The following is an 18,357-nucleotide window of genomic DNA, read 5'->3' on the forward strand; positions in this document are numbered from 1 at the left end:
TATTAAGTTTGATCAATGAGAGACTGGTGAAACATTGTATAGTATTTTACACAGGATTATGGACTTGACTCCTCGAAGGCACTTTTTATTTAAAACTAGACTGATTAATAGTGGAAATATTTATGTATAAAGTTAATTTAAATTAATTTCTGCATTCTTTAATTCTAAATATTCGCCTTCTAATACCTCGATATAATTACTTTTTTCGATTGAAGAATAATCAATGTAATCATTCATATTCGCGTCACCAGTAATTGTATAGCTTGCATGCTCATCAGTTGCAGTTACTTTATATTCCACAGGATCAATATCTATTCCAATTCTATAAACACCAGGACCAATTATATCGTTCTCAATAACTACAGGATCAGCATCTTCTACTGGTATAGCAAAAGAATTTTTTAATTCTAAAAATTGGTCATCTTCTACTGAAACATAACTAAAAGTATCAAAGGACATGTACGCCACATAGTCTTCGCCACGAGCATCATTAGTTAATGTATAAGAAGCATGGTCTTCCACTGAGAAAACTTTATATTCACCCGCAGGCATATCAGTTCCAATTTTATACACATCATCTTCGAAGATTGTTTCATACGATTCAGGATCAAAAGGATCCTTGTATTCAGTTTCTTCTATAGATTCAACACTTTCATCTATATCTGAGGTTGAAACTGACTCTTCTGCATTTACTGTCAATCCATTCAATAAAACTAAAGCACAACTTAGTAAAAGTATCTTTTTCATATTAACCATCCTTTATCATTTTAGATAATAAACAAAATCAAGAATACGTGAATACACTTTATAACTTTGTAAAAAACATTGTTAAGTAGTATGACCAACAAATATTGGATATAACTTTAATTATTAAATAAATAATTTCTTACTATTTAATCAACTCCCTCATCTTATAAACATTCATAATTATTGTATCAAATTTATTTATATAAAGCTTAAAATACTCTTAATTATCAAGCATTTAATCTAGACTTTTAAGTCATCTTACGTTATGCTATGTTTTGCCAATTCATCAATCTTAGTCATTTACATGTATTTTAGTAAATGAACTAATTAAGTAGCTTGATTGCAATGATGCAATCGAATTGCTACTTATAATGAACAGGCTAAGGATGGCTTTGATGCTATTCTTAGCTTTTTTATTTGAATTTTATATAAATAATACAATGAAGAAACTAACTACCTAAGAAAGGAATTGATAATAGTATGACTTCTAATTTTTGGCATGATTTACCTAAACCATTCTTTATCCTAGCACCTATGGAAGACGTGACGGATGTTGTTTTTCGCCATGTCGTTCAAAAAGCCGCAGAACCCGATGTATACTTTACGGAATTTACAAATTCTGAGAGTTACTGTCATCCTGATGGGATTGAAAGTGTTCGTGGCCGTTTAACTTTTACTGAAGATGAAGAGCCAATTGTTGCTCATATTTGGGGAGATCGTCCAGAGTACTTTGAACAAATGAGTATTGGTATGGCAGAAATGGGCTTTAGCGGGCTTGATATCAATATGGGTTGCCCAGCACCTAATGTTGTAAAACATGGGCGTGGAAGTGGCTTAATCAAGCGAGAAGACGTCGCTGCTGAGCTTATCCAAGCTGCAAAAGCAGGAGGTTTACCCGTAAGTGTTAAAACTCGTTTAGGTTATTTAAAAGTCGACGAGTGGAGAGGTTGGTTGACTCACTTGTTAAAACAAGATATTGTTAACTTATCGATTCACTTAAGAACTAAAAAAGAAATGAGTAAAGAAGACGCTCATTGGGAATTAATTCCTGACATTATGAAACTACGTGATGAAATTGCTCCAAACACATTGATTACGATTAATGGTGATATTCCAGATCGCCAAACAGGTTTGGAATTAGTAGAGAAATACGGTGTGGATGGTGTTATGATTGGACGTGGTGTCTTTAAAAATCCGTTTGCTTTTGAAGTAGATAAAAAAGATCACAGTCCAAAAGAATTATTAGACTTATTAAGATTCCATCTAGACTTATTTGATCAATATAATGAAGATGGGCAACGTCATTTCAGACCTTTACGTCGCTACTTTAAGATTTATGTGCGCGAGTTTAAAGGAGCCAATGATTTGCGCATCCAATTAATGGAGACAAATACAACCGACGAAGCACGTCAGTTAATTGACCACTTCGAGAATAAATTTCTAACATCGGATGTAATTTAATAAAGAGCTATAGAAATGCTATTAATTTCTATGGCTTCTTTTTATATATAGTAGATAGGAGATAATTATGCGTAAGAATTCAACAGTTATAAATGCTTTATATGGAATTGTAGTGACTTTGATATTAGCAGTTGTTTCAATAATGATTACCAATGTCTTGCCAAATGGGTATATTGGAGCCAGTGTAATGGCGATGTTAATCGGGATGGTTCTGCATCCGCTTGTAAAGAAGTTGTTACCATCCTTTACAGGAATAGATTTAGTTGCGAAACGATTGCTCAAAGTCTCCATCGTTCTAATGGGAGCGTCTTTAAGCTTGACTCAAGTTGTAGAGGTTGGGAAGTTCTCCCTAATAGTGATGGTATTTACTTTAGCTACCGCTTTTATATTTGGTAACTTGATAGGAAAGTGGTTTAATATGGACTGGAAATTATCTAACTTAATTTCCGTAGGAACAGGTGTGTGTGGTGGCAGTGCCATTGCTGCAGTTTCACCTATTATTAAAGCCAAAGATGAAGATATAGCTTATGCCTTATCAACGACATTTATTTTTGATATTTTAATGGTTATTTTATTCCCAATTGCGGGACAATTTTTCGGCATGACTGATTTGGGATTTGGATTATGGGCAGGGACTGCAATTAACGATACTTCGTCGGTTGTTGCTGCAAGCTATGCTTTCTCAGAAGCGGCAGGAAATTATGCTGTGATTGTTAAATTAACTAGAACATTAGCCATCGTTCCAATTGTATTTATTTACTCGATTGTTAATCAACGGATTGAACAAAAGACTCATTATGGTGATGGGAATTCAAACGCAACATTTAAATTAACGCGTGTGATTCCTTGGTTTATATTATTCTTTTTAATTATGGTCATATTACGTTCAGTTGGCGTCATATCGGCTGAGTTTGGATCAACTTTATCCTCTATAAGTAAATTCTTTATGGTCATGAGTTTAGGAGCGATTGGTTTACGAACGAACTTTAAATCTGTTGCTCAAAGTGGAATCTTACCTATGGTACATGGTTTTATTATTTCAATGTTAGTCGTAATTGTTTCTTTCGTGATTCAAATGATGTTAGGTCAAGTTTAAAAAGTGTAGGGTTTGTTCCTTAACTAATAAATGATATACTTAACTTGTTGTTGATTAATGAATTTATGGAGGGAAAATAATGTCTGTCATTCACACTAATTTTGAAAGCAAACTTAATGAAATGAATATTCCGTTTAACAAGAAAGAAATTGAGAACGGACATATATTATATCGTTTTAATTTTCGTCTTACTACAGAACGTGCACTCGTTGTAGAGGTCATCATCCAAGCATCGAAAGATAATTACGCTGATGCTCAAATCATCTACCGTCACGTTCATTTATTAACTGACCGTAGTAAAGAAGCAGATGCTTACGAATTACTTAACTCATTAAACGAAATGAAAACAGGTTACTATAGTCTTTACCTAGCTGGTGATGGAGAAGTTTTCCTTAAAACATTGCTAAGAACTGGTGAAGATGCTGAGCCATTATATCAAACATTGGTTATGGGTTCAGGAATTGCTAAAGGTTTACAAAAAGACTTAGTAAACGTGCTAGGTGAATCTGGAAAAGCAATGTAAGGTGACCGCTAATGATAAAAAAGGTTCTATCACAATATCCTGCGCTTAATGTCGTAAGCCAATTTTTTATTATTTTATTTTCGGCTTTATGTTTTGCGGTATCACTGAATATGTTCTTAATTCCTGGGGATATTTATAGTGGGGGAGTTACTGGGATTTCTCAGTTGATTACTTATTCACTAGATCAATTCACACCCTTTGGTAATATTATTCAGACAGGTACATTAAACTTCCTACTTAATATTCCCTTATTGATATTAAGTTATATGAAGTTGGGAAGTCGTTTTACCATTTTAACGGTAGTTGTAGTAGCTATAATGACGGGTTTTACATTAATCATTCCTGTCCAACAGGTATCTTCAAACCCGCTACTTAACGGAATCGTCGCTGGAGCTCTGAATGGGTTAGGCGGAGGATTAACGATCAAATTTGGTATGTCAGCAGGAGGAATTGATATTATTGCTCTTGTGATTAACCGATTAGTCCAAATAAACGTAGGTTCTTTATCACTGATTATTAATTCGGTTGTTATCGTTGGTGCAGGAGTACTTTATTCTTGGGAATTTGCTTTATATACATTAATTTCAATGTATGTAACATCTAGAGTAGTAAATTCAATTCATACAAACGAACAACGCTTAACTGCCTTTATTGTTACCGATAAAGAAGATGAAGTCGTCAAGTCAATTTATGGCCGTATCCATCGTGGAATTACGATTCTTGATGGCCGTGGAGGGTATTCGAAAAAGACGCGTAATACGCTTATGATCGTTATTAACCGATATGAACTTTATGATTTAGAGATGGCAATTGGAGAAGCGGACATTCACGCATTTGTTAATATTATTCAATCTACAAGAGTGAATGGAAACTATCTAAATCGAGACCAACAGAATAAACTAAAACAAAATATAACGTAATAATTAAACACTAGTTATAAGTAATAACTGTCAATCTGCTTTAGGCTCTGATGCATACTTACTGACTAGTGTTTTTTAAATTATAATATTTTTCATAAAATGAGAATAAAATGAATAATTAACGTTGACATTCTCATAATCATCCATTATTATGAAAGTAACAAAAAAACTAAGAAGAGGGATTAATATGATATTGAGTATTATTAACAATCAAAATGATTTTCAAAATTCATTTAATAGCGTCGTCGTGGTCGTTTAATACGATCTATGACGGGGCCAATTGATTGTGCCCGCATAGATTTCTGAAATCTAATGCGGGTTATACTCAATATATACTTCTTAATAGGGGATTATTAAGTAGATATGTTAAGTTTAGGAATAGACCTGAATTAGATTTTAAAATCTAGTTTAGGTCTATTTTTGTAAAAAAAATTAAGGGATGGGGAATTATGATGAAACTTAGAAAAATTGGATTAACATTATTATCAGCTCTATTACTTTCGACAACAGCACTGTCACCGGCAGTTACTTTTGCACAAGAAAATATTATTATTGGTGGGAATTTAGAATTAACTGGGAATGCTGCAGCCTATGGTTCACCCGCGGCTGATGCAATAAATTTATTCATTCAACAAATTAATGACAATGGCGGAATCCTAGATGGCCGTATGTTAGAGGCAGAGATTATTGATAACCGATCTGATTTAACTGAATCGGCATCAATTGCAACGCGTTTAGCTGGTAGCGAGGCCGTAGGAATTATTGGACCTACAGCCACAGGTGTAGCCAAAGCTGCTATTCCTATTACTAATGAAGCTGGAATTGCGAATATTTTTGCAGCGACTACAGGTGACAGCCTAACATTAGCGGATGATGGTTCATTATTAGAATATATCTTCCGTGTTTGTTTTGAGGACTCATATCAAGGTTTAGCTGCGGGGGCTTATACAGCGAATGAATTAGGTTTCTCAAAAGCAGTTATTCTAACAGACCAAGCCTTAGATTACTCACTTGCTTTAGCTGATTCATTTACTGAAACATTCACAGAGAATGGTGGAGAAATCTTAGAGACACAATCATATCAATCTGGAGATACTGATTTCACAGCGTTACTTACTTCGCTATTAGGCAAAGACTTTGATGTCTTATACATTCCAGGTTATTATACTGAAACAGGGTTAATTATTAAACAAGCCAGAGAGATGGGGATTACTCAACCAATAATTGGTGGAGATGGATACCATAGTGATACATTAGTAGATTTAGCTGGGACTAGTAATGCCACTGACATCTACTTTACAACACACTTCTCTGAAGAAAGTGACAATCCAAAAGTACAAGAATTTTTAACTGACTTTGAAGAAATGTATGGACGCTCAGCAGATACATTCTCAGCCTTAGGTTATGATGCGATTGGTTTACTCGTTGATGCGATTGAAAGAGCCGGATCCACAGATCGAGATGCCATTCGCCAAGCTTTAGAAGAAACTGAAAACTTTGAAGGAATTACTGGAACTTTCTCTATGGATGAAAACCATAATCCAACAAAATCCGCTTTAATGTTACGTTTAGAAAATGGAGAAATCGCAGAGGTATCTGAAGCTTCAGCTGAGGAATAAAGACAAAAAATTAGGAGGGAGACATATTAGTGTCACCCTCCCTTTTTATTATAAACTGAAATAATTAGTTAAGAAATGAGCTAGGCCATCTTCATCGTTGGTAAATTCAGTTTGAGTGTCAGCAACGCCTTTGATTTCGTCTGTAGCATTCTTCATTGCTACACCTAAACCAGCGTATTTAATCATTTCTAAGTCATTATTCTCATCACCAAAAGCTAGGATATTCTCATTTGGAATATGATAGAACTCGCTGACTTTATTCACTGCAACTGATTTATTGATTCCTTGACGAACGACTTCAAGAATGGGTAAAACGCCACCCCAAGTACGTACAGATACATCGTCACCGTAGCGAGCCATAATTCGATCTTCAATCGTTTTTTGCTTTTCAACGTCACATAGAATAGTTAAAGCGGTTGGATTCTGTGTTAAGTTTGCGCGGCTTAATTGACTGATCTCGGCTAAGTCTTTAGGGAAGAAGGGACTATCTGGTAAATTCATTGATGAAGTAAATAGTCTTTCTTTACCTTCGGCGATTAATAAATTGATATCTAAATTATCTTGATTCGCAAATAATTCAAAAGCGATTTCTTTATCCAATTCTTCATGATATGCAGGTAAGAAATGTGGCTTTCTTGGGTGGTGGCAATAAGCACCGTTAAAGTTTACCATCGGCGAATTGATATTCATTTCATTGTATATATTAATACTATTTCTATATGGGCGCCCTGTAACAATCATGACGATATGTCCGAGCTCATCAAGCTTTCTTAAAGTTTCAATTGTAAATCGAGAAAGTTTTGATTGATTATTTAAAGTTGTGCCATCTAAATCAATGGCAATAAGATGTTGATTCATATAAGAAACTCCTTTCATATATAGATGATTATACTTAATTATTTTCAATCATACAAATGAATGTTTAAATTGTTTTTCTTCGTCAATATTCGGTACAATATGAGATAGAAATAAATATTAACTATGGGGGAATTTTATGCGTCATATTACTAAATCCTATTATGTAAATGAAATACCAGTCATTGAAATTATCGATGCGAATTTAGAAGATAAAGCTGCGCCATTGGCTATTTTTTATCATGGTTTTACCGGTAGCAAGGACTCGAGTATGACCTTTGGGAATGAGATTGCTAAACGCGGATTCCGTGTTATTATGCCAGATGCTCAACATCATGGTGAAAGACGTAAGTACGGTGTCGATTTAAATGTTAATGGTATCTTATTTTTCGAAGCGTTGATGAGCAACGTTAAAGAATTTCCTGAAATAGTTCATTTTTATCGTTCGAAAGAATTAATTAAAGATGACTTTATTGCAGTAGCTGGAATGTCAATGGGTGGTATGACCACTTCGTTAATACTCAAAGCAAATAAAGAAGTCAATGTTGCCGTTGTATTAATGGGATCTCCTCAACAAATCAAATTTAACGATTGGATTGTTAATCAATATGTGAGTCATGGCGGTGAAGTGGATCAATTAGCTCCAAATGCTAAAACCATCTATGAATATATGACCGAATACTTCAAGAAATATGATTTGGGACTTGATCCTCAAGCGATTAATCAGAGACCACTATTATTCTGGCATTCTAAGCAGGACCCAGTTGTACCATATATCTATGCTGAAGAATTTGTGGAAGCTGCTAAAAATATTCCAGAAGGTAAATACGTTTACTTAAAACTAGACGATCAGGGTGCACATAAAGTACCTTTCATCGAAATGGCAAGAATGGGTGAGTTTATTTCTGCTGCCTATAATGAAGAAGTTGAAAATGTTTATGAAGTAGCCGAAGAAAACTTCAATAAACTTTGGGGTTAATCACTGAAAAAATTTAAATATGTAACAATTTCGCTAAAACGCTTTAATTATTAATTGAAGCGTTTTATTTTACGTGATATTATAAATACATCAGATGATTGGGAGGGTTAATTTAAAATGAATCTTAAAACAAAAAGTAAACAAATAATTGAAGTCGATGGTTTAAAATTTAAAGACCTAAACAACAACGGTGTATTAGATGCTTATGAGGACTGGAGATTATCAAGTCGAGAAAGAGCTGAAAACCTTGTCTCATTAATGAATATAGATGAAAAAGTTGGTATGTTAATGATTAATCAATTAGGTATGGGGAAAGCGAAAAAAGAAGGCGAAAATACCGAAATCTTAGATGAAGTATTTGAGTAAGCTGACGGAACACCAATGAAGTCGCTAGATAAATATCCGACGACTGAAACGATTGAGAAATTACACATGCGTCATTTTATCTTAAGAGATAATATGCCGAATGAAGATATTAATGAATGGGTTAATAAATTAAACGAAGTGGCTGAGGCAACTCGTTTAGGAATTCCAGTAGTTGTTGCATCGAATTCAAGAAATGAATTTTCTAGCAAATTACTGGCTGAAAATCTTGAGAAACTGCCATTCTCACTATACCCAGGAACATTAGGAATCGCTGCGGCTGTACAAGGTGATCTTGAACAAGGTGAAGGCTATAAGATCATTGATGATTTTGCTAAATATAGTAAAAATGAATGGTTAGATTCAGGTATCCGTAAAGGTTATATGTACATGGCTGACGTTGTGACAGATCCAAGATGGCAACGTACTGATGGAACATTTGGTGAAGAGCCTGAATTAATTAGTGAAATTATTGCCCGTTTAATCAAAGGCTTCCAAGGTGAAGAGCTTAATGAAGACTCGATTGCCTTAACAATCAAGCACTTCCCAGGTGGGGGAGCAAGAGAGAACGGATTTGACCCTCATTATAAAGAAGGAAAATGGAACGTATACCGTACAGAAGGTAGTTTAGAAAATTATCACTTACCTCCATTTATCGAAGCGGCGAAACATAATCCAAGTTCAATGATGCCATATTATTCAGCACCAAGTATTGAGAAAAGTCATTTCCAAAGCTTTGATGGAGAAGCAATTCCTTTTGAAGAAGTCGGGATGGCATTTAACCACTATATCTTAAATCATTTATTACGTGATAAATTAGGCTTCACTGGGTACATTAACTCAGACACAGGAATTATGGGTAAAACTGGTTGGGGTGTTGAAGACTTAACGGTTCCTGGACGTTTTGCTAAAGCAATTAATGCTGGGACAGATCTAATCAGTGGAACAAACCAAGTTAAAGACTTGAAAAAAGCTATTACATCTAACTTAATCTCTCCACAAAGAATCGATCAAGCGAATGTGAATGTTTTAATTGAGATGTTTGATTTAGGCTTATTCGATAATAAAACTTATGTCGGAGACCAACCTGTAATGGATGAAGCAACTAAGAAAGAAGCTGAAGAAGCGGCATACCAAACACACTTGAAATCAGTGACTTTATTAAAAAATAATAATGTCTTACCAGCTAAAGGACAAAAACTAATCGTTAAAGCCTTTGGTAGAGGTGAAGAGGAAAATGAAAAATACCAAGAACTTCTATTAAAAGACGTGAAGGCATTAAATATCGAAATTGTTGAAGATTATAAAGAGGTTGACATTGCAGCGTTATTCCTATACCCAGTGAGTGGTTCGTACTTTGATGCGACACCTGGTTTATTAGAATTAGAAATCTGTGAAGATAAGCCTAATATTGCACTGAACGGCGACACTTATAAAGAAACAACTTTAAGTAACTTATATGAATTAAATAAAATTGTAGACTACATGCATGAAAACGGCAAAAAAGTTGTGACATCAGTGAATATGATCTTGCCTTGGATTTTAGAGAATATTGAGAAGAAATCAGATGCCTTACTTGTTGGTTATGATACATTCCCTGGGGCAGTGCTTGAAGTGATCCTCGGTCAATTCTCTCCAATTGGGAAACTACCGTTAACATTACCTAAGAATAGTAAAGTTATTGGAGTGGATGAATACGGTGTATCAATTTCGCGTAATGATGTACCTGGTTACGATAAAGATAAGTATATGCGTGAAGGAATGACATATGCTTACGTTGATCAAGCAGGGAATGAGTATCGAAGCGGCTTTGGTTTAAATTATTAAATACTTCTACATAGATGTGTTTATCTTTTACATATCACTTTTAAACGTTATAATGTAAATGAATTAAAATGATTAGATATGGGGTGAGTAGGTGGAGCCAATGTTTTGGAAGCGAACGGATGATTATTACTATTTAAAGTTAGAAACGCATTATTTAGATATACCTTACTATAATCAGAAAAGACGCATCCGTGTTTTATTACCGAAAGATTATAAAAAAGATGTTGAGAATGCTTACCCTGTATTGTATATGCATGATGGGCAAAATGTGTTTTATAGTAAAGAGGCATTTGTAGGTCATTCTTGGAAAGTCATTCCAGCGATAAAAAATAATAAAGAGTTACCTAAAATGATTATTGTTGCAGTAGATAATGCCAATGAAAATCGATTAAATGAATATTCGCCGTGGCCAACCGATCAAACGAAGACTGAAGAATTTCAGAATGTCGGTGGAGATGGGGCCTTGCATGGTGAATGGTTTGTTAACGAATTAAAACCCTTTATTGATGACAATTATCGAACGCTACCTGATAGAAAGAATACTTTACTTGCTGGAAGTTCAATGGGTGGCATTATGGCAGCCTATATGGGGAGTAAGTATCCAGAAGTATTCGGAGTCCTTGGAGTATTCTCATTAGCTTCATGGTTTAATGAAGAGCAATTTTTATCTTTCATCAAAGCGCATCCTTTAAACCCAGATACGAAAGTATACATTCAAGTAGGGACAAACGAGGGCGATGATACCGATGCTAGTTTTATCGATGGTAAGATGAATCAACAATATATTGATTGTAATCTTCGATATTATAATAATTTACTGAAAATGAATCATCCCATAGATAATATTTGGTTACGAATTATGGCAGACGAAGAGCACCATGAACTTTATTGGGCGCGACATTTTCCAGAATTCCTAAGATATGGCTTTGATATTATTAATGGTGATAATTAATCTTATTTTTCTTTTAAAAAGACTGGATTATCTAAAAACTTGCGTTATAATGTAAATCTCTTAGATATTTTAATAAAGGAGTTTTTACAATTAATAAACATCAATTTATAACACATACAATTGAATTAGTTGATGAGAACCATCCTTTGATTGCTCAGTTTCAACTTTCTTTAATGTTGCTAGTACCTAGCAGTTTAATAGCAACGGATATTCGCACAGGTTTTCCAAACTTAGTGAGCAATGAGCGGATAATTATTGACCAATTTGTTCTGATGCAATTTGAGGATTACAACAAGAATGCTGATAGTCAAAAACTGAGACCCTTATTATATGCAGATAATTTTCTACAAATTATTGAAGATGATTTATTTAATTATTATCAGACACATGATGAGATCGAATTAGTAAGTTGTAATTTGAATTTGTTTACCGATGTAAGGGCAAATTCAGCCATCAAACTTTTTTCATCGAATCCCGAAGATACAACTAGAGATAATTAGCAAAAAGAAAACTCCCATAAAGGGAGTTTTTTCTTTGCATTCAATGATTATGCTAAAGCATCAACGATTGCTTTGTTAAATGCATCAATATCTTCTGGTGTACGACTTGAGATAATTCCTGAAGGGTCAATAACAACTTCTTCATCATAGTAGTTAGCACCAGCATTTTTCACATCAATTGCGACTTGTTTCACACTCGTAATGTCTTTTCCGCGCAGTATATCTGCATTGACTAATAATTGTGGGCCATGACAGATTGTAAAAATTGGTTTACGAGCAAAAGCAAATTCTCTAACGAAATCAACGATACGATCGTCTTTTCTTAATTTGTCTGGAGAAAATCCACCCGGAATTAGTAAAGCATCATAATCAGCTGACTTCACATCATCAATACCTTTGTCGATTGTAACTTCTGCTTCACCTTTTTTCCCTTTAGCCGTATGTCCTGCTTCAGGTCCAATTGTTATAACCTCGTGACCTGCTTCTATTAATACATCACGTGGTGAAGTGAATTCAATATCCTCGAATAAGTCTGTTATTACTGTAGCAATTTTTGCCATTAATAAAGTCCTCCTTTGAGTTTTCTACCTACAGTTTAACAATCTGGTAGATGAATGCAATTGATTTGCTTGAAAGTCCAGATATGTTGAGTATTAAGTAAGAAAGAATGCTCAGTATCTGATATAATTAAAGTAAAAAAAGAGGAGGTGTGTTTAAAGTGAAAATAGCTTTAATCGCACATGATAAGAAAAAAGATAATATGGTAAATATTGCGGTAGCCTATCGACATATATTTGCTAAACATGAATTATTTGCTACAGGTACAACAGGTCAAAGAATTATCGAAGCCACTGGTTTAAAAGTTCATCGTTTTAAATCTGGACCATTAGGTGGAGATCAACAAATTGGTGCAGCAATCTCAGATGATCGTATGGACTTAGTATTATTCCTAAGAGATCCCTTAACTGCTCAACCACATGAACCAGATGTGTCTGCCTTATTACGTCTTTGTGATGTTTACGATATTCCATTAGCAACAAATATGGGTACAGCTGAGATTTTAATTCGTGGGTTAGAAAGTGGATTTTTTGACTGGAGACATATTCGTCAAACTCAAGAACACAATAAGATTGATATTTAATTGATGACATTAGGAGGTATGTGAGTGAGTAATTTAAAACAAATGATATTAGAGCATGGAAAAGTTTATCCTGGGAATATCTTAAAAGTTGATTCATTTTTAAATCATCAAATCGATCCACATGTGATTAAAAGTATCGAAAATGATTTTTATCAATACTTTAAAGATAAAGGTGTCACAAAAGTATTAACTATTGAATCATCTGGTATTGCACCAGCTTTAATGGTTGCCTATCGTTTGGATGTTCCAATGTTATTCGCCAAGAAAGCTTTACCAAGTACAATTAAATCAGAAGATAAATATGAGACTCTGGTTCATTCATATACAAAGAATACAACTAGTAATGTGTTTATATCAAAAGAATATCTTAATAAAGATGATAAAGTATTAATTATAGATGATTTCCTAGCTAATGGCGAGGCTGCTTATGGTTTAGCAGATTTAATCGAGCAAAGTGGGGCGGAAACAGTAGGTATAGGTATTTGTATTGAGAAATCCTTCCAACCCGGTAGAGAAAGATTGGAAGATTCCGGACACGATGTCTATTCGATCTGTCGAATTAAATCATTAGATGATGGGAAGATTGAATTTTATGAATAAAAAATAAAGGTCAAAAAACATTTGACCTTTCCTGACTAAAGGTATATAATAAGTATAGCCTCAAGAGGGGCTTATATTTATATAGAAAAATAATTGACCAATTTTGACCAAAAGAAAGGCTGTGTAAATATGATTGATAAATTAACAACCACTATGCAACAGGCAATTGGTGAGGCACAGCAAGTAGCCATAACACGGCAACATCAACAAATAGATATTGCGCATTTATGGTTAATCATGCTAGAAGCAGACCATTTTGCTTATAAATTATATAGTGAACAAAATATTCCAATGGATCAATTTGTTCGTCTAGTTGAAGATGAAATTGATAAAATATCACAAGTAAGTGGGAGTAATGTACAATACGGACAAGGTATTAGTCAGAACTTAAATCGCTTATTACAAGATGCAACGACGATTGCAGCGGAATATAATGATGAGTATCTTTCAACGGAAATCATTCTGTTGGCTTTATACAAACAAAAACATAATCCAATCGTTAAGTTTTTAAATGATAATGGCTTAACTGAACAAAAATTTAAAGATAGAATTGAAGAATTGAGAGGAGGAAATCGTGTGACATCTCAAAATCAAGAAGAGACATATGAATCTCTAGATAAATATGCGATTAACTTAAATGAAGCAGTCAAAACAAATAAAATGGATCCAATCATCGGACGTGATGAAGAGATTCGTGATGTAATTCGAATTTTATCACGTAAATCTAAAAATAATCCAATCTTAATTGGGGATCCGGGTGTTGGTAAAACCGCGATTGTTGAAGGACTAGCACAAAGAATTGTTCGAAATGATGTACCGGAAAACTTAAAAGGAAAAACTCTTTATTCTTTAGATATGGGTGCATTGATTGCCGGAGCAAAATATCGTGGAGAGTTTGAAGAACGCTTAAAAGCTGTATTAAAAGAAGTGAAAGATGCAGAAGGGCAAATACTTCTATTCATTGATGAAATTCATACAATTGTCGGAGCAGGTAAAACTGAAGGTTCAATGGATGCTGGGAATCTCTTAAAACCGATGTTAGCCCGTGGTGAATTGCATTGTATTGGAGCAACGACACTAGATGAATACCGCCAAAACTTTGAAAAAGACAAAGCTTTAGAAAGACGTTTCCAAAGAGTTATGGTTAATGAACCAAATGTTGAAGACACTATTTCTATTCTACGTGGTTTAAAAGAACGTTATGAGATTCATCATGGTGTGAATATTCATGACAATGCCTTAGTAGCTGCAGCAACACTTTCAAACCGTTATATTACTGATCGTTTCTTACCAGATAAAGCACTCGATTTAGTTGACGAAGCTTGTGCGACAATTCGTATGGAATTAAATTCAGTACCCTTAGAAATTGACCAAGTCAATCGTCGTTTAATGACTTTAGAAATTGAAGAAGAAGCATTGAAAAAAGAAGATGACGACGCAAGTAAACGTCGCTTAGAGATTCTTCGAGAAGAGTTAGCAAACTTACGAGAAGAAGCGAATAACTTGAAAGCTCGTTGGGATATTGAAAAAGAAGAAACAAATAAATTACGTGATAAACGTGAACAACTAGATCAAGCTCGTCATGACTTAGAAGATGCAGAAGCTGAATATAATTTAGAAAAAGCGGCTGAATTAAGACATGGCATCATTCCTGAACTGGAGAAAGAATTAACAGCCATAGAGAATGAACATGTTGAAACTGAAGTACAAAGCCGACTCACACAAGAATCAGTAACAGATGAAGAAATTGCTAAAGTTGTTGGTCGTTTAACTGGTATTCCAGTGAACAAAATTGTTGAAGGCGAAAGAGAAAAATTATTGCATCTTGATGACGTCTTACATAGAAGAGTCATTGGACAAGATGAAGCCGTTCGACTTGTTCATGAAGCAGTACTTAGATCACGTGCTGGAATTCAAGATCCGAATCGACCAATTGGTTCGTTCCTATTCTTAGGACCAACGGGTGTTGGTAAAACAGAATTAGCTAAAGCACTCGCTGTGGCGTTATTCGATTCTGAAGATCATATGGTTCGACTTGACATGAGTGAGTATATGGAGAAACATACGGTGTCTAGATTAGTGGGAGCTCCTCCAGGATACATTGGACATGATGAAGGTGGACAACTGACTGAGGCCGTACGTAGAAATCCGTACACTATCATTCTATTGGATGAGGTGGAAAAAGCCCATCCAGATGTTTTCAATATATTACTCCAAGTATTGGATGATGGTCGATTGACCGATTCGAAAGGACGCGTTGTAGACTTCAAAAATACTGTCATAATAATGACTAGTAATATCGGGTCACACTTACTACTTGAAGGAGTAGAAGATAATGGCGTAATATCTTCAGAAACTGAAAAACAAGTAAATCAATTACTGCGTCAACAATTCAAACCAGAATTCTTAAATCGTATTGATGATACTGTTCTTTTCTCTCCTTTAACTTTAGACAATATGAGTGGAATTGTACTCAAAATGATTGAAAACCTTTCAAATAGATTGGCAGACCAACAAATAAAATTAGAAGTGACTGAATCAGCAACTCAATGGCTTGCTGAACAAGGTTACGATCCTATTTACGGAGCGAGACCTTTACAACGCTTCATAATGAAAGAATTAGAAACACCATTAGCTAAAGAAATTGTAGCAGGAAATGTATTACCAAATTCTGTGATTACTGTTGATGAAAGTGAAGGGCAACTTACCTTTAACAGTACCGAAGCTATGGTATAACAGAAAAATGATTAAACCAGCGTATTGAAAAATGCGTTGGTTTTTTGTTTAGTTACATTTAACTATTACTGTATACCATACAATTGGTAATATGACTATATTGGAAAAAATAAATATGTTATATTAAAAGAATATAACGGAGGTGAAATATGAACAAAGTAAAAAAATATCGTTTTGATATTATTAAATATTTGTTTATAGCAGGTTTAATTGTATTGGCCATTGTTAATTTCGACAGACTAAAAAATATTTTTAGTTATTTATTGACAATTTCAATGCCAATTATTTTAGGTTTTATTATTGCGTATGTACTGAATATCCCGATGGTGATGTTGGAGAAACTGTATTTTCCCAATAGTGACAGTATTGTTATTAAAAAGACACGCAGACCAGTGAGTATTTTAGTATCTATAATAATAATTACTATCGTTTTGATTTTTATTTTGAATTTAGTGATTCCTCAATTGATATCAGTCTTTGGCCGAATTATTGAAATTATTCCACTCTTAGCGAATGGAATTCAAAACCGGGTGATAGAGAATGAAGAGATATTTCCCCCATTAGCTGAGTTTGTCGAAACTTTTCAAATTGATTGGCAAAATATCGTCACAAATATGATTTCTATTGCGAATCGTTTTACGACTAATATTATTGAGACAACACTTTCAACAGTGGGCTCTGTCTTTAGTATCGTTGTAAATTTATTTCTTTCATTGATGATTTCACTTTATGTCTTGATGTCTAAGGAAACTTTAGGTAGACAGTTTAGAATCTTATCTGAAACGTATCTGCCTGAAAGAGGGCATAAAGGTCTAATGTATGTGTTGGAAGTTACTGATTATTCGTTCCGTCACTTTATCACGGGAGAAGTACTAGAAGCTTTAATACTTGGATCGCTTGTGACTGTTGGTATGTGGATTTTCCAATTCCCATATGCTTCAATGATTGGGGCATTAACAGGTGTGACAGCGTTAATACCTGTATTGGGAGCCTATATTTCAGGTGCCATTGGATTTATTATGATTTTCGTTGATTCACCAATTCAGGCTTTAACTTTCTTAGTCTTTATTATTGTCATACAACAATTAGAAGGAAATCTCATATACCCTCGTGTAGTAGGTGGATCTATTGGACTCCCTGGCTTGTGGGTATTAATATCCATTACAATCGGTGGGGGCTTATTAGGGATTTGGGGAATGCTTCTTGCTGTTCCATTAGTATCAACTTTGTTTAAGTTATTAAAAAATGACATAGAATACAGAAGAAACACTAGACATCAAGAACAAGAGTATGTTGACGCAGTCGAAGATATAAACGAAACAAATGAATTGGAAGGTACAACTTAGTAATTTAATAACCAACCAATTTTTTACTAATTATTTACAGATATTTCTTCGGAAATCCTCATATTAGTGGTATAATGAATATGAGAGGAGGGTAAATATGATTGCAAGTTTATTAATAGGTATGCTGTTACTTAGCTTATGTCTATTTTACAGTCCAAAATGGCTGTTCTTAGGATTAGCAGTAATAGCATATGGTTTTTATTTTGGAATGCCAGGTCAAAACTTACTCGTGTTCATAATTTTCTTACTAGGTATACTCATGTTAATTGTGGAGTTTTATGTTCCTGATTTCGGTATTATTGGTATGTTTGGTTTATTAGCAATAAGTATATCTCTTTATATGCATTTAAACGACATTGGTGATGTAGTATTAACACTATTAGCAATGATTCTTGTCAGCGCGATTGGAATATTTGTCCCAATAAAATTAGGTAAAGATTTAGCTATTAGTAATGGATTTGTACTTGGGACTTCTTCTGAAAAAGAAAAGGGTTACTCGAGTCATAAAGATTTTACATATTTATTGGGTAAAAAGGGTGTCACAGTCACAGCACTTAGACCTGTCGGACGTGGTGAGTTCGATGAGGAGTATTATGAGGTCGTCAGTTCTGAGGACATGATCCAAAGTGGGACACCAATATATGTTTCAAAAGTTGAAGGCGCAAAAATTTACGTAAGAAAGGAAATATAAT

General features: G+C 34.3%; 18 protein-coding genes. 15 read left to right on the forward strand and 3 right to left on the reverse strand.

All coding sequences use genetic code 11. The features are described from left to right. Positions 1-132 precede the first annotated feature (132 nt). The gene (locus ACFO5Y_RS01105; protein WP_197104462.1) at positions 133-747 is read right to left on the reverse strand and encodes a hypothetical protein; all 615 of its coding nucleotides are present in this window, start codon (positions 745-747) and stop codon (positions 133-135) included. 480 nt (positions 748-1,227) lie between these two features. Between ACFO5Y_RS01105 and ACFO5Y_RS01110 the strand changes: the two genes are divergently transcribed. The 5 genes from ACFO5Y_RS01110 (at position 1,228) to ACFO5Y_RS01130 (ending at position 6,366) form a co-directional block, all read left to right on the forward strand. Beyond that, on the forward strand, positions 1,228-2,208 hold the full coding sequence (locus ACFO5Y_RS01110; protein WP_197104461.1) for a tRNA dihydrouridine synthase: 981 nt from the start codon (positions 1,228-1,230) through the stop codon (positions 2,206-2,208). A 67-nt stretch (positions 2,209-2,275) separates the two neighbouring features. Next, complete coding sequence (locus ACFO5Y_RS01115; protein ID WP_197104460.1) at positions 2,276-3,304, forward strand: YeiH family protein; 1,029 nt, start codon at positions 2,276-2,278, stop codon at positions 3,302-3,304. Positions 3,305-3,383: 79 nt separating this feature from the next. Continuing rightward, positions 3,384-3,827, forward strand: coding sequence for a hypothetical protein (locus ACFO5Y_RS01120; protein WP_138404907.1), 444 nt, complete (start codon positions 3,384-3,386; stop codon positions 3,825-3,827). 11 nt (positions 3,828-3,838) lie between these two features. Next, positions 3,839-4,747 carry a YitT family protein gene (locus ACFO5Y_RS01125; RefSeq protein ID WP_231606878.1) on the forward strand — a complete coding sequence of 303 codons (909 nt, stop codon included), beginning with the start codon at positions 3,839-3,841 and terminating at the stop codon, positions 4,745-4,747. 449 nt (positions 4,748-5,196) lie between these two features. Continuing rightward, positions 5,197-6,366 carry an ABC transporter substrate-binding protein gene (locus tag ACFO5Y_RS01130; protein WP_231606877.1) on the forward strand — a complete coding sequence of 390 codons (1,170 nt, stop codon included), beginning with the start codon at positions 5,197-5,199 and terminating at the stop codon, positions 6,364-6,366. Between the two features lie 48 nt (positions 6,367-6,414). Here ACFO5Y_RS01130 and ACFO5Y_RS01135 read toward each other — a convergent pair whose 3' ends face one another. Next, positions 6,415-7,224: a Cof-type HAD-IIB family hydrolase gene (locus ACFO5Y_RS01135; RefSeq protein ID WP_197104459.1), complete on the reverse strand. Its 810-nt coding sequence runs from the start codon at positions 7,222-7,224 to the stop codon at positions 6,415-6,417. A gap of 136 nt (positions 7,225-7,360) precedes the next feature. Here ACFO5Y_RS01135 and ACFO5Y_RS01140 point away from each other — a divergent pair, with 136 nt between their 5' ends. From ACFO5Y_RS01140 to ACFO5Y_RS01160, 5 genes are all read left to right on the forward strand, one after another. Then, a complete protein-coding gene (locus tag ACFO5Y_RS01140; RefSeq protein ID WP_197104458.1) occupies positions 7,361-8,200 on the forward strand; it encodes an alpha/beta fold hydrolase in 840 nt (279 codons plus the stop codon). A 117-nt stretch (positions 8,201-8,317) separates the two neighbouring features. Then, positions 8,318-8,566, forward strand: coding sequence for a hypothetical protein (locus ACFO5Y_RS01145; protein WP_197104457.1), 249 nt, complete (start codon positions 8,318-8,320; stop codon positions 8,564-8,566). Between the two features lie 15 nt (positions 8,567-8,581). Then, a complete protein-coding gene (locus ACFO5Y_RS01150) occupies positions 8,582-10,390 on the forward strand; it encodes a glycoside hydrolase family 3 protein (RefSeq protein ID WP_197104456.1) in 1,809 nt (602 codons plus the stop codon). A gap of 100 nt (positions 10,391-10,490) precedes the next feature. Next, positions 10,491-11,342, forward strand: coding sequence for an alpha/beta hydrolase (locus ACFO5Y_RS01155; protein WP_197104455.1), 852 nt, complete (start codon positions 10,491-10,493; stop codon positions 11,340-11,342). A 146-nt stretch (positions 11,343-11,488) separates the two neighbouring features. Next, the gene (locus ACFO5Y_RS01160; RefSeq protein ID WP_197104454.1) at positions 11,489-11,842 is read left to right on the forward strand and encodes a hypothetical protein; all 354 of its coding nucleotides are present in this window, start codon (positions 11,489-11,491) and stop codon (positions 11,840-11,842) included. A gap of 47 nt (positions 11,843-11,889) precedes the next feature. Here the strand turns inward: ACFO5Y_RS01160 and ACFO5Y_RS01165 are convergent, their stop codons facing one another. Then, complete coding sequence (locus ACFO5Y_RS01165; protein WP_197104453.1) at positions 11,890-12,402, reverse strand: type 1 glutamine amidotransferase domain-containing protein; 513 nt, start codon at positions 12,400-12,402, stop codon at positions 11,890-11,892. 158 nt (positions 12,403-12,560) lie between these two features. Here ACFO5Y_RS01165 and mgsA point away from each other — a divergent pair, with 158 nt between their 5' ends. From mgsA to ACFO5Y_RS01190, 5 genes are all read left to right on the forward strand, one after another. Then, the gene (mgsA, locus tag ACFO5Y_RS01170; RefSeq protein ID WP_197104452.1) at positions 12,561-12,983 is read left to right on the forward strand and encodes a methylglyoxal synthase; all 423 of its coding nucleotides are present in this window, start codon (positions 12,561-12,563) and stop codon (positions 12,981-12,983) included. A 24-nt stretch (positions 12,984-13,007) separates the two neighbouring features. Beyond that, positions 13,008-13,583 carry a xanthine phosphoribosyltransferase gene (locus tag ACFO5Y_RS01175; protein ID WP_209494344.1) on the forward strand — a complete coding sequence of 192 codons (576 nt, stop codon included), beginning with the start codon at positions 13,008-13,010 and terminating at the stop codon, positions 13,581-13,583. 129 nt (positions 13,584-13,712) lie between these two features. Further along, on the forward strand, positions 13,713-16,319 hold the full coding sequence (gene clpB / locus ACFO5Y_RS01180; protein ID WP_197104451.1) for an ATP-dependent chaperone ClpB: 2,607 nt from the start codon (positions 13,713-13,715) through the stop codon (positions 16,317-16,319). 149 nt (positions 16,320-16,468) lie between these two features. Further along, complete coding sequence (locus tag ACFO5Y_RS01185; protein WP_197104450.1) at positions 16,469-17,665, forward strand: AI-2E family transporter; 1,197 nt, start codon at positions 16,469-16,471, stop codon at positions 17,663-17,665. A gap of 97 nt (positions 17,666-17,762) precedes the next feature. Further along, entirely contained in the window at positions 17,763-18,356 is a 594-nt protein-coding gene (locus tag ACFO5Y_RS01190) for an NfeD family protein (protein ID WP_197104449.1), read from the forward strand. Position 18,357: the final 1 nt, after the last annotated feature.

The organism is Ruoffia tabacinasalis (assembly GCF_042652985.1).
In the GTDB taxonomy this organism is placed as follows: domain Bacteria; phylum Bacillota; class Bacilli; order Lactobacillales; family Aerococcaceae; genus Ruoffia; species Ruoffia tabacinasalis.

Bases quoted from the DNA above. Each gene is read 5' to 3' on its own strand.
- ACFO5Y_RS01105 (WP_197104462.1), bottom strand. From the start codon at position 747: ATGAAAAAGATACTTTTACTAAGTTGTGCTTTAGTTTTATTGAATGGA.
- ACFO5Y_RS01110 (WP_197104461.1), top strand. From the start codon at position 1,228: ATGACTTCTAATTTTTGGCATGATTTACCTAAACCATTCTTTATCCTA.
- ACFO5Y_RS01115 (WP_197104460.1), top strand. From the start codon at position 2,276: ATGCGTAAGAATTCAACAGTTATAAATGCTTTATATGGAATTGTAGTG.
- ACFO5Y_RS01120 (WP_138404907.1), top strand. From the start codon at position 3,384: ATGTCTGTCATTCACACTAATTTTGAAAGCAAACTTAATGAAATGAAT.
- ACFO5Y_RS01125 (WP_231606878.1), top strand. From the start codon at position 3,839: ATGATAAAAAAGGTTCTATCACAATATCCTGCGCTTAATGTCGTAAGC.
- ACFO5Y_RS01130 (WP_231606877.1), top strand. From the start codon at position 5,197: ATGATGAAACTTAGAAAAATTGGATTAACATTATTATCAGCTCTATTA.
- ACFO5Y_RS01135 (WP_197104459.1), bottom strand. From the start codon at position 7,224: ATGAATCAACATCTTATTGCCATTGATTTAGATGGCACAACTTTAAAT.
- ACFO5Y_RS01140 (WP_197104458.1), top strand. From the start codon at position 7,361: ATGCGTCATATTACTAAATCCTATTATGTAAATGAAATACCAGTCATT.
- ACFO5Y_RS01145 (WP_197104457.1), top strand. From the start codon at position 8,318: ATGAATCTTAAAACAAAAAGTAAACAAATAATTGAAGTCGATGGTTTA.
- ACFO5Y_RS01150 (WP_197104456.1), top strand. From the start codon at position 8,582: ATGAAGTCGCTAGATAAATATCCGACGACTGAAACGATTGAGAAATTA.
- ACFO5Y_RS01155 (WP_197104455.1), top strand. From the start codon at position 10,491: ATGTTTTGGAAGCGAACGGATGATTATTACTATTTAAAGTTAGAAACG.
- ACFO5Y_RS01165 (WP_197104453.1), bottom strand. From the start codon at position 12,402: ATGGCAAAAATTGCTACAGTAATAACAGACTTATTCGAGGATATTGAA.
- clpB (WP_197104451.1), top strand. From the start codon at position 13,713: ATGATTGATAAATTAACAACCACTATGCAACAGGCAATTGGTGAGGCA.
- ACFO5Y_RS01185 (WP_197104450.1), top strand. From the start codon at position 16,469: ATGAACAAAGTAAAAAAATATCGTTTTGATATTATTAAATATTTGTTT.
- ACFO5Y_RS01190 (WP_197104449.1), top strand. From the start codon at position 17,763: ATGATTGCAAGTTTATTAATAGGTATGCTGTTACTTAGCTTATGTCTA.